The organism is Brevibacillus sp. BC25 (assembly GCF_000282075.1).
In the GTDB taxonomy this organism is placed as follows: Bacteria; Bacillota; Bacilli; order Brevibacillales; family Brevibacillaceae; genus Brevibacillus.
This window is the reverse complement of sequence record NZ_AKIX01000036.1, coordinates 1-17918: the sequence shown is the minus strand read 5'-3', so window position 1 is coordinate 17918 and position 17918 is coordinate 1. Positions and strand designations below refer to the sequence as shown.

The following is a 17918-nucleotide window of genomic DNA, read 5'->3' as shown; positions in this document are numbered from 1 at the left end:
CGAGCTGATGAAAGAGGTACTCTTGGAAGTAATTGATTTACAATTGCAGTTTAAGACGGATAAGGGCGAGCTGCCAGCGCTGCAAGGCATTTCTTTTCAACTGAAAAAAGGTGAGACGGTCGCACTGGTAGGAGAGTCTGGCTGTGGAAAAAGCGTGACGTCCTTGGCGATCATGGGGCTCTTGTCCCGGGCGAATGCGCAGATGGAGGGAAGCATTCGGTTTCGTGATACCTTATTGAACCAGTTGAGTGCCAGTGAACTTCGCAACATTCGTGGAAAAGATATCGCGATGATTTTTCAGGAACCGATGACGTCACTAAATCCGGTTCATACGATCGGCCGACAACTGGAGGAAGTGTATCAGCTGCATACCGATTTATCGAAAAAAGAACGCCAAGCAAAAGCGATTGAGATGCTCAAAAAAGTGGGCGTGCCGAGGGCAGAAGACATCATGCGGGAATATCCCCATCAGCTATCAGGTGGGATGAAACAGCGTGTCATGATTGCTATGGCGATGGCTTGCAACCCGGATTTATTGATCGCGGACGAGCCGACGACTGCACTGGATGTGACCATTCAAGCGCAAATTTTGGAACTGATGAACGATCTGAAGGAGAACGACCATACCTCCCTGCTGCTCATTACGCATGACTTGGGAGTGGTAGCTGAAATGGCTGATCGTGTACTTGTCATGTACTACGGGGAGATCGTAGAGGAAGCTGACGTTGCCAGTCTGTTTTCGAATCCGAAGCATCCGTATACGATTGGGCTTTTACGCTGCATCCCCGATCTGGATGAGGAGGAGAAGCTGCGCCTCGATCCGATTGAAGGCAGTGTCCCGCTACTGGGTGAAGTGACACAAGGGTGTGCATTCCGCTTCCGCTGCTCCCAGGCCGAAGAGCGATGTTACCAAGAAAAACCGCCGCTTAAGGCAACGGGCACAGGCACACAGGCTGTTCGATGCTGGCTGTACGAGAACAAGGAGATGGCGGTATGAGTGATATCTTGTTATCGGTAAACGATTTAAAGACGTATTTTCCCATTAGCAAAGGAATGTTTCGCAATAGCGACGAAGTGATCAAGGCAGTCGATGGAGTTTCTTTCCAGTTGCGAAAAGGCGAAACGCTTGGGTTGGTAGGAGAAAGCGGTTGTGGCAAGTCAACGACTGGTCGCAGCATCATGCGACTCATTGAGCCGACGGGTGGAACGATTGAATTTGAGGGGCAAAACATTCTGGATATGTCAACTGCACGTTTTCGTCCACTCCGCAAACGAATGCAAATCGTGTTTCAGGACCCGTATGCGTCGTTAAATCCACGGATGACTGTGCAAGGGACTTTGGAGGAAGCGTTAGGCGTCAAAGATCCGCAGATGTCTGCGAAAGAAAGGCGCGATCAAGTAAAAGAACTGCTTCAGATGGTCGGACTAAATACTCAATACGCTACTCGCTTTCCCCATGAGTTTAGCGGAGGGCAGCGGCAGCGGATCGGGATCGCTCGAGCACTGGCTGTAGAACCTTCATTGATCGTAGCAGATGAGCCGGTTTCAGCACTTGACGTTTCCATTCAGGCGCAGATCGTGAATCTTTTGCAGGATTTGCAGCAACGTCTAGGCTTGAGCTATCTGTTTATTTCACACGATCTAGGTGTCGTTCGCCACATCAGCGACCGAATTGCGGTGATGTATCTCGGACGAATCGTCGAAATCGCCAGCAAAAAGGATTTGTTTACGCGCCCGTTGCATCCGTACACAGAAGCGCTCATGTCAGCAGTTCCCAAAGCCAATCCGTTTCGGAAGAAGGAGAGAATCGTTCTTTCCGGGGATGTTCCCTCTCCAGCGAATGTTCCTGTTGGATGTGCGTTTCATACCAGGTGCTCATATGCTACGGATGTTTGCCGCACAGTGCGTCCTGTCGCTACACTTGCTTCGCCACAACATTATGTTGCTTGTCATTTATATGGAACAGAAGGGATGAAGTACATTGAAAATCGAACGAATTGAATTGCAGCAACTACACATGCCACTTCGTTTCCGTTTTGAAACGAGTTTTGGACATACGACCATCAAGGAGCTCATTCTGGTCAGTGTGTATGGAGAGGGAGAGGTAGGGCACGCAGAAAGTGTGGCAATGTCGGCTCCTTATTATAGTGAAGAAACGACAGAGACAGCATGGCACATGATGGAAAAGTTCATGATACCGAAGCTGTTCACGAGTGAAATCGAGACCCCGGAGGATGTGGATCGGCTGTTTGCTCCCATTCGCCGCAATAACATGGCGAAGGCTGCTTTAGAAGGCGCGATCTGGGATCTCTACAGCAAGCAAAAAGGAATCTCGCTCGCCAAAGCATTAGGAGGCGAGAAATCTGTCATCGACGTAGGGATCAGCATCGGTATTGAACCGACTGTCGATCAAGTTTTGGCAAAAGTAGAGCGCCATCTCGGTGAGGGCTACAAGAAGATCAAGGTAAAAATCAAGCCAGGCTTTGACGTAGAGGTGATTCGAGCAATCCGCGAACGCTTTGGCGAGGGTGTCCCGCTGATGGCGGATGCGAACTCCGCTTACACGATGGAACATTTGGATGTGATGAAGGAGCTGGATCAATATGGGCTGATGATGATCGAACAGCCACTCGCCCATGATGACATTATTGATCATGCCAAGCTGCAAAGGGAGCTGTCCACTCCAATTTGTCTCGATGAAAGTATTCACAATGTGGATGATGCCAGAAAAGCGATAGAGCTAGGCAGCTGCGGCATTATTAATATCAAGGTGGGGAGGGTCGGTGGACTAACAGAGTCAAAACGCATTCACGACTTGTGTCAGGCACACGACATTCCGGTTTGGTGCGGAGGCATGATTGAGTCGGGTGTAGGCCGCGCACATAATATTGCGATTACCTCTTTGCCGAATTTTACAATCCCAGGTGATACAGCCGCCTCCAGCCGTTACTGGGAGGAAGACATCGTGGAGAATGGAGTAGAGCTGATGGCTCCCGGCCAATTGGCAGTTCCAGATACCCCGGGCATCGGTTATACCCTGAACCAAAAGGCGATCGGCAATTATGTGATTCGTACGGCAAACTTCCGGCCTTAACCAAAAATGAAAAGGGGAGAAGGAGCATGGCGGATTGGATTCAATCATTTGAGGAGTACGCGCAAAAGCTGCTTGCAGAGGTAAAAGTAACAGGAACGGCAGTCGGATTGGCGGAGCAAGGAGAGCTGAAGTATTTCCATGGCTTCGGTTTGGCAGACAACACAGAGGATGCAAAAGCATTAACCCCTGATACGGTGTTTGGCATTGGTTCTGTTACCAAGTCCTTTACGTGTGTGGCCATTATGCAGCTTCAGGACGCAGGAAAGCTATCGGTTCATGATCCGGTGATCAAGTACCTTCCAGAGCTACGCACGCCTAATGAAACGTATACTCACGAGATTACCATCCATCATTTGATGACACATACTGCCGGCGTTCCCCCTTTGGATACATTAGCGGGTGCAATGAAAAGAAGCATTGTGGAGGGAGGGGATGACCTGTCCTCTAGCTCCGGTCTTGCTTTTGATCTCGATAAAGCGGAAGAGATCAATACAAAAGAAGAATTCATGGACTATATCGGCAAGCTGAATTATGAATTTCTAGGGGCGCCAGGGACGGAGTTTAGCTACTCCAACGACAGTTATGCCATGCTCGGTCTGATTATTGAGCGAGTGAGCGGGGTTTCCTACGAGCAGTTTGTGCATGACCATATTTTGGAGCCTGCCGGGATGAAGAACAGTGCTTTTCTCGTTGAAGATTTGCCAGAGGAAGCAGAGGTAGCTACCTTGTTTACCCGAAAAAGCCCAAAGGATGGCGGTGAGGTATACCGTTCCCCTTCATGGTGGGATTCACCATCGATGCGCGCAGCTGGTTTTCTGAAATCGACGATTCACGATCTATTGCGTTATAACGAAATATTCAGAACGGGTGGATTAGTGGGTGAGAATCGCTTGCTCTCACCCGAGAGTGTGCAGGCCATGACGGCGCCTCATTTCTCGATTTCGCCGTTTCAAGCATACGGCTATGGATTGTTTGTAGCCAATTGCCATGATGGAACACTCATTGAGCACGGTGGAGCGATCAAGGGAGTTGCGGCACAGATTTTTGTTTTACCGGAGCGGGGCCTGACAGGAGCCATACTGATGAACACAGATGGCGGGCCAATGGCAGATTTGATGCATGGCATCTTAAACGCAACCAATGGCCGTTCTCCGAATACAGTGCCGTTCCCATATCCGGATTATGAAATTTCTGTAGATGCACTCGCTGCATTTACAGGGGAGTACCGCTCGTCCGAAGGTGCTACTGTATCGGTAGAAATCGAAGAGAACGAGCTGGTGGCGAAGACTAATGGAACGAATATTCCACTTCGTTCAGTAGGAGAAGACAGCTTCGTCATGAAGCGGGGAGAAACGGATATGTTTATCCAATTCGTTCGCGATGAGGCAGGAGTAGTAACACGGATGAGCTTTGGGGCTCGTCAGCTGATAAAGGTCCTTGCCGAAAAAGAACAAACTGTATAATACAGCAAAACGCGTACCTGCAAGAGCTCACGCTCGCGAGGTGCGCGTTCTTTCTATATATAGAAGAGATTTAAGACGAAAGGGTGGCAGGAAGCTGCCGCTCCTCTACCAAAGGTCGCTTCCAGTTCGGGTGCTGCTCCATTTGCCGGAACGAGCGGAAAAAGAAGAGGCTAAGGCTGATACTCACAAAGATGATACCGCCAAAGAATAATAGAAGCCCTGGTGTTGCGATGTTTTTTGTGAGAAGAAAGGAGCACAGTGCATAGCTGACTGGCCCGAAGCCGACGGACATCAAGGAAAGCAATGACATGACACGACCGAGCATATTGGCAGGGACGATACTTTGAATGTAGGTGATAAACGGAATATTCGTCATACTGAGTGCCATTCCGATGAGAAAATGAGAGACAAGTCCAAAGGAAAGCTCCTCAATGAAATAATACGAGCTGATTCCAACTCCCATACATCCGAGAATGACAGGGAGTAACATAAATTTTCCACGGAATCCTTTAAACAATGCAGTCAAAATACCGCCGACAATCATGCCCACTCCAATTGAGGTACTGAGTGAACTAAAAGCACTCCCGTCCCATCCGAGGTCATTTACATGAATGGGAATGATCATGTTAACTGGGCCGGAGAACATCATGTTGGTGAACAGTGATGTTGTTAAAATAAGTGCGAGGATCGGGATTGAATACGTAAAACGAATTCCTCCCACGATATCTTTGAAATAGGAGCTTGCCCTTGATTCTGTTGTAGACTCTGAAGTCGTATCTTTGGTGTTTGAGTGTGAATGGAGAGAGAGTACAAAGAGTGTTCCTACGAAGAAGGTGCATGCCAAGATCATAAACATGATCGGATAACTAACGGTTCCAATTAATAAGGCAGTAACTACCGGTCCGGCAACCATGCTAATCTGATGGCATAGTTCCATTAAGCTGTTAGCTGGCGCAAGTTGTTCTCGAGAGACAAGAGAGGGCAGAATCGAGCTGCGTGCTGGCCAAAAAAATGCATCGACTGTTCCGAATAAAGCTGCCATGACGTATAGGCTCATTGGGAACCAGTCGCTATTTCCTTGAAGCATAAGCAAACTGAAGCAGGCTAAAATAATTCCTCTAACCAAAAGGGAGGAAAACATAATCCATTTTCGATTCAAACGATCAGCAGCCACCCCGCCCGCCAGCATAAAGAGGAGACGGGGGATGGACAGACAAATCAAAGTCGTGCCGAGGATTGCTCCTGAGCCCATGGCATTCACGATATACCAGTTGAGCAGGATGAAGAAAGCTCCGTCAGCCATTGCGGAAAATAAAGTGCCGCTCCATAACCGGACAAACGATCCATTTTTCCACAGGGAATTATTTGTCGCCAGAGTGCTCATCTCCATTTTCCTCCTTCTTTTTCTTCACGACAATCTTGCTGGTGTAATGCTTGAATTCAGACTGTTGGTGCTCATAGTTATCTGGCAAGGAATCGTCTTCTGCGACGTAGTAACGTTCATTCGTCATGAACCCGACTGTGACCATGTAAAAGTTTTCAACCGTATCCTCCACTTCTCCAGCAGCAATTCTCTCTAAGTAGCGATCTTCCATTTCGGATAGCTCCTCAAGTAAAGCTTTATATTTAGTGAGCCAAGCAAATATTTCTTTTCGAGGTGCTCTTACTTCGGAGCTAACTGCAATTGCAGGAGGACGATCCTCATGATCCGAAAAGAGCATGAATGACTCGTCTGGTGCGTTATACAGGCGATTAATACTGGAGCGCAGGTGATTTATCATCGTTTCCTGCAACAGGATACTGTCTTCGCGCAGGGAAGGCAGCAAATCATCACTAACCTTGAAGTCATAAGCAACAGCCCGATAAAACTTTTGCACGATCCCGTTCTTTTCTTCCGTACGCACGACCTCAACGAAGCCGTGACTTTCCAATTCCTTCAGGTGATAATGCACTTTAGAGGGAGAAAGGGAGAGAAGAGTCGCGAGCTGCTTACCTGTGGATTCCTCCTTGACCAGCATTGTGATGATCTGTAGGCGCAAGGAATCGCTGACAGCTTTTAATTGCTCCAAAGTTTCCACAACTACGTATCGTTTCAAGTCGATCAACCTCGTTTCACTGAACGTGAATGTTTTTATATTTTTAGACGTTCAGTTTTATTTGAACGTATTGTAACAACAAAACTATCCGTTTCGCAAGATGGATTTGCGCTTATTTTTCGACAAATGCTACAATATTGAAAACGGTGAGAGGGTGTATTCCTGTGGCGATCTTACAACATCCCGTCTTTCGCCGTTTGTATACGGCCCACATTGTACACATCATCGGAAATGAATTTACATTTATTGCGGTCGTTGGACTTTTACATGATTTAAGTGGATCGGGTCTTTCTTTTGCGGCAGGTACTGTGTTTCGCATGATCCCTTATGTATTTGCCAGTTTTTTCGCAGGGACGCTTGTGGAGAATTGGGATAAACGGCGGGTCATGATTGTCGTCAATTTGCTTCGCGGCATTCTCGTCAGTTTGTTTTTCTTTATCACATCTGCGACCTACTTATGGGTGGCTTTTTTGTTATTGATTTTGGTCAATTTTTGCAGTGCTTTTTTTCAACCAGCCATGCAAGTAGCGATCGTACAATCCGTGGAGGAAAAGGATAGGCTGGCTGCCAATTCTCTTTTGCAGGGGACGACTTCGTTTCTCATTATTGTTTGTCAGGGTGTGGCAGCAGTTCTGGTTTACTTGTTCTCCTACCGTTACAACTTTTTACTCGATGCCGCCTGTTATTTGTTGTCGCTGTTCATCTTGCTTCCGCTTCCGTATATCGCCAACAATGTCGTATCGAAAGCGGCTGTATCTTTTATGGAAAGGCTAAAAGAGGGCTTCCGTTACATCGGTAAACATCGGGAAATCGGCAGTGTGATCGGCTATCAGATGGTGGAACGGGTATGTGGCGCTTATTACATTATGCTGATGTACTATGTCCTTACGGAGCGGGGAGAGGGCTTGTACGTATTCGGACTCTTGGATATTCCGTTGGGCCTCGGAGGTGTGATCGCTGGGATTGCCGTGAATAAGCTGTCTGACAGCCTGAGTGAAAAGGGAACGTGGCGTGTCCAAGGCTGGGCACTCGTTGCGATGGGATGCTCGATTATCGCCGTGTTTCATGCGAAACCACTACTTGGACTGGCAATCGCCATCCTCTTTGCATCAACGGCTCAGTTTAGCTCATCGATATTGTCAGTAACGAAGTTGCAACGATTATCTGATCCTGCTTATTTGGCTCGCGTTTTTTCCATTCGGGAAATGGCCACTATGGGAAGCTTTTCTGCGAGCTGTTTGATTCTCGGATTCAGTGCGGAGCAGATTGGCAGTGCCGCTGTCTCTGTGTGGCTTGGTTTCTTTGGGGTTGCAGCAGGACTTCTGTGGCTTTGGAGCCGTCGTAAGTTGCAAAAGATCGCGGATGTACAGTGAGGCTCAGGAGAGATTCCTCTGCTTATTTGGAGCAGAGGCTCTTTTTTTATACAAAATGAAACTTTTAGATTTAATAAATATAATTGTTGAAAAAGTATGAATGTAATTATACAATGAATGGAAAAAAGTGAAAAAGGAAGATGCAGCATGAAGGAATTATGGCGGCAGCGTTCATTTCGCTGGTATTGGCTGGGGATGTTCTTATCTGGTCTGGGGGATCAGTTTGGCTGGATGGGCTTGACGTGGTTTGTCATGAATAAAACAGGCTCACCTGCTGCAATGGGTGGGGTCATTCTTGCGTATATGCTCCCTGCTGTTTTTGCTGGGTTAGTAGCGGGAGTTTTGCTGGATCGGTTTGATCGACGCAAGCTCATCATGATGGACAATGTGGCGAGAGGACTTATTTTTATAGCGTTGGTCGTATTATTGCAAATCGATCAAGTTCCGCTATTTGTGATATACGTGCTGATTGTGATTGCAGGAATTCTTTCTCCGCTGAGCTCAGCTGGGGCGCAGACTTTGTTGCCAAGAATCGTCTCGGACAAAAATCAATTGGTCAAAGCGAATGGCGTGATGGAAACGCAATGGCAAATTGTTTATATGTTTGGACCGGCACTCGCGGGTGTTTTAATCGGGTTGATTGGGGAAGCATATGTTCTGTTGATGGATGCGGCTAGCTTTTTTGTATGTGCCTTCTGCTTCTCCCGGCTGCCGCGTGAGCTTACGAAAAGTGCGAATCCTACAACGATTGCAAAAGGCCAAATGGGAGTGTTCTTTCGTTCTCTCTTGAGTGACATGCGGACAGGGTATCGCTACATATTTGGACGCAAGCAATTGGTTATTCTTGTCTTCTTTACGTTTTTGTTTAACATGTCGTACGGTCCCATTGAAATTGCACTACCCTTGTATGCGAATCAGGATTTGGCAGGAGGATCTATTGCATTAGGGATGCTGTGGTCTTCTTTGGCAGTCGGGGCATTACTAGGCTCTCTGTTTTTCTCGACAGTTACGTGGAAACTTCCGTTGGGGTCGACGCTAGCGGGGATTATCGTGGCGTGGGGATTGACCACATTGCCGATCGCATTATTCTCGAGGTTAGAGATCGCGATGGCTTCGATGGTTGTGGCGGGCTTTTGCTTTGCTCCTTATAACATTATGTATAGGAGCTATCTGCAAAAGCAGGTGCCCGATGCTCTCTTGGGGCGGGTATTGACCAGTGTTCGCACGATTACAGGGACAGGAATGCCGGCGGGAGCGGCTGTCTCTGGCTTCCTCATACCCTTCTTGGGCGTTCAAGGGATCATTGGAGCCGGAGCAGCCGTATGTATCATTTTCGGCCTTATTGCATTCGGAGCATTGAAAAACTTGGAGGATTCCTCATCACTTCCGATTGAGGAGAGGTGAGACGAGGTGTTTTAGCCACGCAGGCAATAGGAAGTAAATGCGGGAGAGCGCATACAGACGAAATGGCATGGCAACCTCCGGACGCTTTGCTTCCGCGGCTCGATAAATGGCCTTTGCCGTTTGTTCCGGTGTCAACAAATACCGACTCACTTTACTGCGATAGCTACCCGTTTTGTCTGCCTTATCCAAAAAGGGTGTGTCGATCGGCCCTGGCATCGCACACGTCACAGCAATTCCAGTGCCTTGCAGTTCGTGGCGCAATCCTTCACTAAAGCGGATGACAGCGGCCTTGCTGGCTGCATACACCGCAGCTTTGGCTGTTGCGACCTGTCCGGCAAGGGAGGCAACCGTAATAATATGACCTTGCTTTTGTTGAAGCATCATCGGCAAAAAGGCACGGGTCGTGTAGAGAACACCGGAAATATTCGTTCGCAGTGTTTCTTCCAACGCCTCTACGCGCATTTCGATCAGCGGTTCAAAGACGGCCATCCCGGCATTGTTGTAAAGAAAATCGCAACGTTCGAAGCGGATGTGCACCCATGCAGCGAATTGCCGAATGTCTTCGTTGCTGCTGACGTCTAACGGGTAATGATGGAGATGATTCGGATAAGCGTTTTGTAACGAAACGAGCTTCTCGTTGATGTCTTTGCGACTCGTGGCAATGACACAATCTCCTTTTTCCAAATGAAGTCGTGTCAAAGCTAGACCAAGGCCACCAGAAGCCCCGGTGATGACGACAATACGGGGAGTCGACATGTCATCCACTTCTTTCTTGTGTAGAGTTTTGATTTCCACTGTGAATGGCAAAGTATAAGCCCCCGGGTTGTTGTGAAGGCTAGCCTCTAGGGGGTGAATGCACATGCCAGCAGTAAAATGTTCTGTAGCAAACTGTGAGTACTGGGCGCAGGGAAACCTTTGCAACGCCGAAGAGATCATGGTAGAAATTGACGCACACGCCACCGTAAACTTGAAAGAAGAATTCGCGGGCGAGTACGGTCAAAACACGCAGCATCAGGATCAGGCAAAGACATCGTCTGAAACCTGTTGTCTGACGTTCAAGCCGAAGACATCCGAAAAGAAATAACGCTTCGGCGCAAAAAGGACGTATCCCTCAATGGTGATACGTCTTTTTGCTATTGACCTATACGCTTGTCGTGGCCGGAAAAAGCTCGTTGACCTTTTGGGCAACCTCTTCCCAAGAAGTGACTCGATGGACAAGCGGGGGAAGGGAAGCTTGATTATACGGAGTGTCAAACAAGAACACGGGAATTTGCAGCGCTTCTGACAATTGCAAAGCGTTCTCCAGACGATCCTCCAAAAAAAGGTCCACGCCCCATTTGCGAGCAGCTGACAGCTTGTCGTGGCTCCCAATCAAATCCACTTCATGGTGAGGGATATTGTAGCGAGCAAACCATTGTAAGGTCACATCGCGATGACGATCCTCACGAGCACTTATATATACCAGCTTGTGGGAGGTAAACCAATCGCGTAAAACCTGATCGGCAACTCCGTGAACAGGCGCACCATCATAAAGGCGCTCCCCGTTTTGATCCAGCCACATCTCAAACTCTGCGTCCGTGATTTGATACACGTTGGCTAAATTGTACTCCACACAATCTTCATATCGTAAATCTCTTCCAAAGCTTTCATTCATCAACGGAACAATACTACTAGGTGATGTGACTGTACCGTCAATATCAATGCCAATGGTTAGGATTTTGTCTGGTTTCATTCTCTCGCCTCCCGTTTAAATTGTACAACGTAGGCAGACAATAAGGCTACTTCCTTCACTTAATTAATCCTTTACCAAAAAAGGGGCTGAGCATGCTATGTTGGATCGACACGAACGTAATGATGCGAAGCGGAAGGAAGATACCGGTTTTTCCGAGACGGTTGATCAGCACGACAGGGAGTTTACAGCGAATACTTGGACACAGGCCGTCTTTGACGAAGAGGAAGAGCGGTCGAGGCGCAGGATTCACTATGACCCCCATTCCTTGACAGAGCGCTATACAGGTGAGCTGGATGAGGAGCGTAACGACTTTTCGGAGCGTTTGGATGGCGTTGTCCTGACCAAAGAGGACCGTTCTCCGGTCGCCAAAGTCAGAGATGACGACATCGAGGCGGCGGCGGAAATCGCCGAGCCGTTTCCGACCAGTCGTGCTGCCAGTGAGATCGACACAGACGAGGACAGCCGGGAAAATGGGGCCACAGGTATTGGGATGACTGGCTTGGGCTTATCGATCCTGTCCCTGTTTCTCATGCCGTACTTGGTGGCTCCAATTGGTATGGTGCTTGGCTACCTGGCGTATCGACGCAACTCGAAGACGCTGGGAGCTTGGGCGATGATCGTAGGTGCTATTGCCATTTTGGGCGCTTTAGTCATCTACCCGTTCTATACGGCTCGCTAGAAGCATCAAACCGCAAAACCTCTCCGGTTCATTCAGCCGGAGAGGTTTTTGTGTTGCACCACTGCTATCTGTACAAGGAGGAGACGAAAGGCGTAATTGCTGCGATAACGGCGTCACAAAACACATCGGAACGACGTACGCGATTATCCGTTAACAGGGAATAGGCGCCGCCGCGATGATTACTGCCGACGGTTTTCCCCCATTCATCTATGATGGTACTGAGCTCAATTTGCTCCTGCTGGATTCGGTGAACGGCTTGATTCGGGATAGGAAAAGCCAATCCTTTTCCAATAAATAGCTCACTTCCATTCCAGGCTGCGCAGATGGAAATCAAATACCACTGTTTTGTAAACTGCTCATCGTACATAAGCCCGCCTTCCAAGCCTAGCCCAATGTCTGCTTCTGGGGTTTGACTATGTGCAGCTTTTGCTCGATTGATGGCTCCTGTAATCGTTTCTTCTTCACTCATCGGCTGAGCCGCTACGCCCGAGGGGACAGATAAGCAGAAAGGTTCCGTTCCGGTTGCTTTTTGTACAGCGAGACGTTTTGCTTCATTTTTCGTTCCGAGCGCATAGCGGAAAATGTGATAATCCAAGGGTTTGTTCCACCTCTTTCCATCATCAATGCTAGTGGTAGTATACCACCTTTTGATTCGACCGCGATTCTCTAGGTTGTGATAAGATAATGCATAGAAAAGAGTCAGACCTAGCATACGAAAGAGAAAGAGGAGTGGACGATGAAATTTACAAAGCTGCATGGCTTAGGTAATGATTACGTTTACGTCAACTGTTTTGAGGAAGACTTGTCGGGTGTAGATTTACCCGAATTGGCTAGAAGGGTGAGCGAGCGGAATTTTGGCATTGGGGGCGATGGACTGATCCTCATTATGCCATCTGAGCGAGCAGACTTTCGCATGCGGGTATTTAACAATGATGGCAGCGAAGCAAAAAATTGCGGAAACGGCTTGCGCTGTGTGAGCAAGTACGTATACGATCACGGTTTGACTCAGCAAAAAACGTTTACCGTGGAGACGTTGGGTGGGACGGTTACTCCTGTCGTATCACTTGGAACAGACGGTAAGGTCGATCAAGTAACAATAGATATGGGAGAGCCTCGTTTTGAGCGAGCAGCAATTCCGATGACAGGCATTCCTGAAGAGCAAGTGCGAGAAGAGGTAATCGAAGTCGGTGGAACTGCGTTTACGATGACAGCTATTTCGATGGGCAATCCTCATGCCATCCTTTTCGTGGATGAAGTGAAGGAAGAAGATGTTCGTCACTACGGGCCAATGATCGAGTATCATGAATGGTTTCCTGAACGAACTAATGTTGAATTTATCCAAATATTGAATCAAGAGGAAATTCTTTTCCGTGTATGGGAGAGGGGATCAGGTGTCACGCTTGCCTGTGGGACAGGAGCTTGCGCTGCTGCAGTAGCTGCCCACTTGAGTGGAAAGACCGGTAGAAAAGTCACTGTTCACCTGGCAGGAGGCGATCTCTTTATTGAATGGAAGGAAGCGGATAACCGCGTCCATATGACGGGTCCGGCTACTGAAGTTTTTTCTGGTAAGTATTTGGGGGAGATCCCATTTAAATAACAGCAAGCCAAAACCGTTCCGTCGAAATCGACTGGAGCGGTTTTTTACAAAAAATAGCGTGGTCACGGCGAATCCTACATGCCGTCACCACGCTATCGAATTCGAATGAGCGTCACGCGTTGTACACCTCATTTAGGTATGCGACGTCTGTGCGATCGTACTGTGAGGTATTTTTGTTCATCTTCGCCAGTTCTGCTTGCAGTCTTTTCAATTCTGCTTCCATCTTCTTGATTTCTTCTTGCATAGCTTGTGCTGTCATGGTGGTTCTCTCCTTGTTGTCGTTTTTTATCTAAATTTATTGACTATTCTAACGAAAGGCCAAACCAATGTAAATAGCCTATATTTGGATGTAAGCGCTTTATCCGTGAATAGTCTGTGAACGGTTGTTCAGATTGTCTGATTTGGTCTTTTGAGAGCAACGCAATCGGGGAAAAATAAGGTCGAGAAGTGTAATACTTTGTATGTTCTTTACGAAAAGTCATGTTATGATGAAGCGTAGTATTCGGGCATCTTGCCCTTAGGAAGGTGTGTACTGGTGATTTACTTGGACAACAGTGCGACTACCCGGCCTCATCCTCAAGTGATTGAAACCGTTAGACGCGCGATGGAAAGCTACTATGGAAACCCGTCTTCTTTGCATCAAAAAGGAGTAGAGGCGGAAAATGTACTGAAGCAGGCGCGAAAGGTTGCCGCTCAGTATTTGGGCTGTAAAGAAAGTGAAGTTATTTTTACTTCAGGTGGTACGGAGAGCAATAATACGGCGATCAAGGGTATAGCCTTTCAATATCAAAACAGAGGGAAACATATTATTACGACGCAGGTAGAGCATCCGGCTGTTTACGATGTTTGCAAACAGTTGGAAGGCCTAGGGTTTACTGTGACGTATCTGCCGGTAGATCGCGAAGGTCGCGTATCGGTAGAAGCTGTTCAGAAAGCAATGCGTCCGGATACGATTCTCGTTTCGGTTATGCATGTGAACAACGAGCTGGGAACCATTCAACCGATCTTGGAAATCGGACAATGGTTGAAGCAATTCCCGAAAGTCTTGTTTCACGTCGATGCTGTCCAAGGAGTTGGGAAAGTTCCTTTGCGCATCAAGGATTCAGGGATTGATCTGTTGAGCGTCTCTGCTCACAAGTTTTACGGCCCCAGAGGAGTGGGCATTTTGTATAAACGAGAAGGCTTGATCATTCACCCGTTGATGATGGGTGGCGGTCAAGAAGGCGGTGTTCGCTCAGGAACGGAAAACCTCCCAGCCATCGCTGGTATGGCAAAAGCAATCCGGATTCTAGAAGAACTGGGCAGCGTCGAGATGATTAGGCTACAAACATTGAATCAACAGCTTCGTGAAGGGGTTGCAACGATTGAAGGTTGCATAGTGAATACCCCGGAAACGAATACGGCTCCCCATATTATGAACTTGTCAGTACCAGGAGTAAAAGCAGAAGTCCTGTTGCATGCTTTGGAGGATAAAGGCTTTCTGATATCCACCAAGTCCGCATGTTCATCCAAAGTCAATGAGCCAAGCAGAGTTTTGACTGCGATTGGCATCGAGCGGGATTGCGCGTTGTCGTCTCTGCGGGTCAGTCTGGGTCGTGAAAATACAGCGGAGGACATTCAGCAGTTTTTGAAGGCGTTAGAGGAATGCGTCCGTGTGCTTCGTACCTATATAAAACAACAACCTGCCCCCGCTCTTAGAAAATAGTGTGGACAACTAAAAGGAGATAAACATGAACTACGACGTTATTTTAATTCGTTATGGTGAGTTGGCGCTTAAAGGGAAAAACCGCGATCAATTCGAAGAGGCACTTGTAAAAAGCGTGAGAAACGTACTGCGCTCTTTTTTTAAAGTAAAAGTTCGACGCAATTACGGTCGGATGTATGTGGAGCTGCACGGTGAGGATGCTTATGCGGTTATGGAACGATTGAAGCGCGTTTTTGGTATTTCTTCCTTTAGTCCGACGATCCAAGTAGATCCTGATATTGAAACGATCAAGGAAAAAGCGCTGGAGTTGGTTCGTCAATTGAATCCACAACCGCGTACATTCCGCGTGGTTTCTCGTCGCGCTGATAAACGCTATCCGATTCCCTCTATGGAAGTGAATCGAATGGTGGCAACGCATATTTTGCGCGCACTGCCAGCGATTAGTGTAGACTTGCACGAGCCAGATGCCATCGTGAATGTAGAAATTCGCACAGAGGGTACTTACATTAGTTGTGAAACCATCAAGGGACTAGGTGGCTTGCCAGTTGGGGTGAGCGGAAAAGTACTGCTGCTTCTATCTGGGGGAATCGACAGTCCTGTCGCTGGCTGGATGATGCTGAAGCGTGGTGTGACGCTTGAAGCGATCCACTTCCACAGCTATCCGTTTACGAGCGAGCGCGCTTTGCAAAAAGTGCGTGACTTGGCTCATAAGCTGACAAAATGGGGAGGAACTGTTCGTCTCCACGTCGTACCGTTTACTGAGATTCAGACCGCTATTCGTGAAAAATGTCCAGAAGACTATTTGATCACCATCATGCGTCGCTTCATGATGCGCATTTCAGAGCGTGTTGCGGAAAATACCAATGCCAAGGCACTCGCAACAGGAGAAAGCCTCGGTCAAGTCGCGTCGCAAACCTTGGAAAGCATGGACACGATCAACAAGGTGATTTCGATTCCGATCCTGCGACCACTCGTCGCCATGGACAAGGTAGACATTGTGGACATTTCTCGCCAAATCGATACGTACGAGCTGTCTATTTTGCCGTATGAAGACTGCTGCACAGTGTTTACACCGAAAAATCCTGTGACACGACCGAAGCCTCGCCTCGCCGCAAAATTTGAGGAAGCGCTGGATGTAGAAGCGTTAGTGGAGGATGCGGTAGCGAGAACTGAAATAGAAGAGATTACAACGAAGCCAAAAGAAACGACAACCGATCTGTTCTAAATACAGGTATAGAGAAAATCGCGACACGGGGGAGAAGGAACCATGATAATCCGTTATGAGCGCAATGGTAAGGTGAAGCATGGCTGGATGGTGGAAGAGGATCACAAAGTACGCGTGATTGAAGGGGATATTTACAAAATCCATACAGCAAAACCGATCATGACGGGTCTAGAGCTACCTTTGGATGAGGTCACGTTGAAGGCGCCAAGTGATCCAAGTAAGGTCGTATGCATCGGATTGAATTACCGGGACCATGCGGCTGAGATGGGGATTGACCTGCCAAAAGAACCGTTGATGTTTTTGAAGCCGTCAACCACTGTCATTGGACCTGGTGAGCCTATCGTCTATCCAAAGCTGACGCAGAACCTTCATTATGAAGGCGAACTCGCCGTGGTGATTAAGAAAGAGGCCAAGAAGATCAAGGCTGCGGATGCAGACGATTATATTTTGGGATTCACTTGTGCGATTGATGTGACCGCGCGCGATCTGCAGATGAGCGATGGGCAATGGACACGGGCAAAAGGCTTTGATACGTTTTGTCCGCTTGGGCCTGCTATTGCGGCCAAACTGGATTATCATAACTTGCGTATCGTGACACGAGTAAACGGGGAAGTGCGTCAGGATGCTCGCACTGACCAATTGATTTTTTCGATTCCGCAGTTGATCGAGGCCGTATCTGCGGTCATGACGCTTCGCCCTGGCGATGTTATTTTAACCGGGACTCCATCTGGTGTAGGTGAGCTTGTTCCAGGTGATGAAATCTCGGTAACTATTGAAGGGATCGGAACCTTAACGACGCATGTAGTGGTTGAGGAGTAGTCATACATTCTTTGATAAGATCGACCAAGCCCCCTGCTTGTGTGAAGTGGGGGCTTGGTTTTTTCATTTTATTCTTCTTTGTTCGGATCATCGTGAATGGGATGCGCGGATGGGTCTTGTCGAGGAAGATCTTGATGCATCTGCCGTGTTTCGTAAGTGAATCGAGTGGTGGTGGAATGTTGTCCGGGCTCCCAGCCTGTTGCTTTCCCTAAGCGAGTTTCGTTGGTGGCAGCTCCAAATGGCCCCTCGGGGAATTCTTCCTGAAGGATTTCATTGCGCTGCGACTCTACAGTAGATAATTCACTGTAATTGTCGTTTTCGTATTCTTCATAGGTTGGTTTTGGATCCATAGTAACACCGCCGTTTATTTGTTGGGTACTTCACGGTTACGCAGCTTAAACGCCTAGCGGTTATAGTGTGAAATAAAAAGAGAATCGCTATTCGTTTTTCCTATTGACTCCTTCACTTATTTCATTTATATTTAAATTCTGCTCGAAACAATCAATACACATAAAAAATCACTGATAAAAAAGTGAGAGAAACACTTGACTTATACCTGGTGATTTTGTTATATTAGATCTTGTCGCTACTGAACGAAGCGGAATGGTTAAAAAAACCTCTTGCCAAAACGGTTGCGATTTGATAAGATAGAAAAGTCGCCTTCGGGCGAATGACACAAAATGCTCTTTGAAAACTGAACAGCGAAAGCGTTAATGAGTCTATCATTAAAT

General features: G+C 47.7%; 19 protein-coding genes. 12 read left to right on the top strand and 7 right to left on the bottom strand.

Translation table 11 applies throughout. The features are described 5' to 3' along the window. Positions 1-7 precede the first annotated feature (7 nt). From PMI05_RS10270 to PMI05_RS10255, 4 genes are read left to right on the top strand one after another with little or no spacing between them, the layout of a single operon-like run. Positions 8-997, top strand: a complete 990-nt coding sequence (locus PMI05_RS10270) for an ABC transporter ATP-binding protein (RefSeq protein WP_007720880.1) — start codon at positions 8-10, stop codon at positions 995-997. Then, the gene (locus PMI05_RS10265; RefSeq protein ID WP_007720879.1) at positions 994-2001 is read left to right on the top strand and encodes an ABC transporter ATP-binding protein; all 1008 of its coding nucleotides are present in this window, start codon (positions 994-996) and stop codon (positions 1999-2001) included. The genes PMI05_RS10270 and PMI05_RS10265 overlap by 4 nt, the downstream gene beginning before the upstream one ends. Then, positions 1982-3094: an o-succinylbenzoate synthase gene (menC, locus tag PMI05_RS10260; protein WP_007720878.1), complete on the top strand. Its 1113-nt coding sequence runs from the start codon at positions 1982-1984 to the stop codon at positions 3092-3094. Before PMI05_RS10265 ends, menC begins: the two co-directional genes overlap by 20 nt. A gap of 26 nt (positions 3095-3120) precedes the next feature. Further along, a complete protein-coding gene (locus tag PMI05_RS10255; protein WP_007720876.1) occupies positions 3121-4557 on the top strand; it encodes a serine hydrolase in 1437 nt (478 codons plus the stop codon). Between the two features lie 70 nt (positions 4558-4627). Here PMI05_RS10255 and PMI05_RS10250 read toward each other — a convergent pair whose 3' ends face one another. Both PMI05_RS10250 and PMI05_RS10245 read right to left on the bottom strand, forming a co-directional pair. Further along, the gene (locus PMI05_RS10250) at positions 4628-5947 is read right to left on the bottom strand and encodes an MFS transporter (protein ID WP_039960559.1); all 1320 of its coding nucleotides are present in this window, start codon (positions 5945-5947) and stop codon (positions 4628-4630) included. Then, positions 5919-6653, bottom strand: a complete 735-nt coding sequence (locus PMI05_RS10245; RefSeq protein ID WP_007720872.1) for a winged helix-turn-helix domain-containing protein — start codon at positions 6651-6653, stop codon at positions 5919-5921. The genes PMI05_RS10250 and PMI05_RS10245 overlap by 29 nt, the downstream gene beginning before the upstream one ends. Before the next feature lie 164 nt (positions 6654-6817). Here PMI05_RS10245 and PMI05_RS29955 point away from each other — a divergent pair, with 164 nt between their 5' ends. Then, positions 6818-8026, top strand: coding sequence for an MFS transporter (locus PMI05_RS29955; protein ID WP_007720871.1), 1209 nt, complete (start codon positions 6818-6820; stop codon positions 8024-8026). A gap of 147 nt (positions 8027-8173) precedes the next feature. Next, positions 8174-9430 (top strand): MFS transporter, encoded by a 1257-nt coding sequence (locus tag PMI05_RS10235; protein WP_007720870.1) that lies wholly within the window; start codon positions 8174-8176, stop codon positions 9428-9430. Here PMI05_RS10235 and PMI05_RS10230 read toward each other — a convergent pair. Continuing rightward, positions 9407-10237, bottom strand: a complete 831-nt coding sequence (locus PMI05_RS10230; protein ID WP_007720869.1) for an SDR family oxidoreductase — start codon at positions 10235-10237, stop codon at positions 9407-9409. The genes PMI05_RS10235 and PMI05_RS10230 overlap by 24 nt on opposite strands. Positions 10238-10289: 52 nt before the next feature. Between PMI05_RS10230 and PMI05_RS10225 the strand changes: the two genes are divergently transcribed. Then, positions 10290-10514, top strand: a complete 225-nt coding sequence (locus PMI05_RS10225) for a DUF1540 domain-containing protein (protein ID WP_007720868.1) — start codon at positions 10290-10292, stop codon at positions 10512-10514. A gap of 57 nt (positions 10515-10571) precedes the next feature. Here PMI05_RS10225 and PMI05_RS10220 read toward each other — a convergent pair whose 3' ends face one another. After that, positions 10572-11162 (bottom strand): nucleotidase, encoded by a 591-nt coding sequence (locus PMI05_RS10220; protein ID WP_007720867.1) that lies wholly within the window; start codon positions 11160-11162, stop codon positions 10572-10574. Between the two features lie 97 nt (positions 11163-11259). On the opposite strand from PMI05_RS10220, the gene PMI05_RS10215 reads away from it, so the two are divergent. Further along, positions 11260-11841, top strand: a complete 582-nt coding sequence (locus tag PMI05_RS10215) for a hypothetical protein (RefSeq protein ID WP_007720866.1) — start codon at positions 11260-11262, stop codon at positions 11839-11841. Between the two features lie 64 nt (positions 11842-11905). Here the strand turns inward: PMI05_RS10215 and PMI05_RS10210 are convergent, their stop codons facing one another. After that, on the bottom strand, positions 11906-12436 hold the full coding sequence (locus PMI05_RS10210; protein WP_007720865.1) for an inosine/xanthosine triphosphatase: 531 nt from the start codon (positions 12434-12436) through the stop codon (positions 11906-11908). Between the two features lie 141 nt (positions 12437-12577). On the opposite strand from PMI05_RS10210, the gene dapF reads away from it, so the two are divergent. Further along, the gene (dapF, locus tag PMI05_RS10205) at positions 12578-13438 is read left to right on the top strand and encodes a diaminopimelate epimerase (RefSeq protein ID WP_007720864.1); all 861 of its coding nucleotides are present in this window, start codon (positions 12578-12580) and stop codon (positions 13436-13438) included. A gap of 112 nt (positions 13439-13550) precedes the next feature. Here the strand turns inward: dapF and PMI05_RS31040 are convergent, their stop codons facing one another. Beyond that, positions 13551-13697 carry a hypothetical protein gene (locus PMI05_RS31040; protein ID WP_007720863.1) on the bottom strand — a complete coding sequence of 49 codons (147 nt, stop codon included), beginning with the start codon at positions 13695-13697 and terminating at the stop codon, positions 13551-13553. Between the two features lie 276 nt (positions 13698-13973). Between PMI05_RS31040 and PMI05_RS10200 the strand changes: the two genes are divergently transcribed. From PMI05_RS10200 to PMI05_RS10190, 3 genes are read left to right on the top strand one after another with little or no spacing between them, the layout of a single operon-like run. Continuing rightward, on the top strand, positions 13974-15143 hold the full coding sequence (locus PMI05_RS10200; protein ID WP_007720862.1) for a cysteine desulfurase family protein: 1170 nt from the start codon (positions 13974-13976) through the stop codon (positions 15141-15143). Positions 15144-15168: 25 nt separating this feature from the next. After that, positions 15169-16368 (top strand): tRNA uracil 4-sulfurtransferase ThiI, encoded by a 1200-nt coding sequence (gene thiI / locus PMI05_RS10195; protein ID WP_007720861.1) that lies wholly within the window; start codon positions 15169-15171, stop codon positions 16366-16368. Between the two features lie 42 nt (positions 16369-16410). Next, positions 16411-17187, top strand: a complete 777-nt coding sequence (locus tag PMI05_RS10190) for a fumarylacetoacetate hydrolase family protein (RefSeq protein ID WP_007720860.1) — start codon at positions 16411-16413, stop codon at positions 17185-17187. Between the two features lie 68 nt (positions 17188-17255). Here the strand turns inward: PMI05_RS10190 and PMI05_RS10185 are convergent, their stop codons facing one another. Continuing rightward, positions 17256-17537, bottom strand: coding sequence for a hypothetical protein (locus PMI05_RS10185; protein WP_007720859.1), 282 nt, complete (start codon positions 17535-17537; stop codon positions 17256-17258). Positions 17538-17918 lie beyond the last annotated feature (381 nt).